Annotated in this window: 1 protein-coding gene and 1 pseudogene; one reads left to right on the forward strand and one right to left on the reverse strand. The window is 58.7% G+C overall.

Features of this window, described 5'->3' with window-relative positions:
* A pseudogene (locus NCT32_RS36995) lies at positions 1 to 603 on the forward strand (transposase); the annotation flags it as partial.
* A gap of 12 nt (positions 604 to 615) precedes the next feature.
* Here the strand turns inward: NCT32_RS36995 and NCT32_RS37000 are convergent.
* Positions 616 to 745, reverse strand: a 130-nt coding sequence (locus tag NCT32_RS37000) for a DUF6429 family protein (RefSeq protein WP_250491141.1), incomplete at its 5' end; no start/stop codon positions are given.

Raw genomic sequence — 745 nt, forward strand, 5'->3', positions numbered from 1 at the left:
TATGAAGCTCCGTTGACGCCGCTTGAGCGCGTCTTGCGATCCCCATCTATTCCCGAGGCGACCAAACGTAGTCTTCGCGCGCGGTTTCGTAGGCTCGATCCATTGGATCTGCTGCATCGAATTCGCGAAGCACAACAACGCGTTGCACAAAGCAGCGCTGCTAGCGGGCCGCCAGCGTCGACGAAGACAGCAACTGAGGTTCCACTCTCCGATTTCCTGTCCAGTCTCGGGACAGCGTGGCAAGCCGGCGAGATTCGACCGACACATCACCGCAAAGCGCGCGTCCCACATGACTGGCGCACTCGCGAAGATCCGTTCGAACATACCTGGCCGAAGATACTGGAGTGGCTCGAAACCGAACCCGGCATTACCGCAAAGCAGCTATACGAGCGCCTCACCGCGATGGCTCCCACGCTGTATTCCGGCGCGCAACTACGCACCCTGCAGCGCCGGGTGAAAGTGTGGCGATCGGACCGAGCGAGGGAGTTGGTGACCCGGATACTCAGCGGCGCCGACGCCGAAGTGGTGAAGGCTGACACTGCTACGCAGCGCCAGCCTTCACCACAACGCGATTCGTCGGTGACAACTAGTGTGCTGAGTTAGAAGTTCGTTGAATCAAGTTTTTGGTCGCTCAGGAATGACGAAGTGTTGGTTAAAGAGCCGCTCGCACTCGCGCAGTCCTTCTTCGGTAAAGGTCACAGATTTCGTCTTGTTGACCGGGTCTTCGATGAGCCCCCGTTCGTAG

It is taken from the genome of Caballeronia sp. INML2 (assembly GCF_023631365.1).
GTDB lineage: Bacteria > Pseudomonadota > Gammaproteobacteria > Burkholderiales > Burkholderiaceae > Caballeronia > Caballeronia turbans.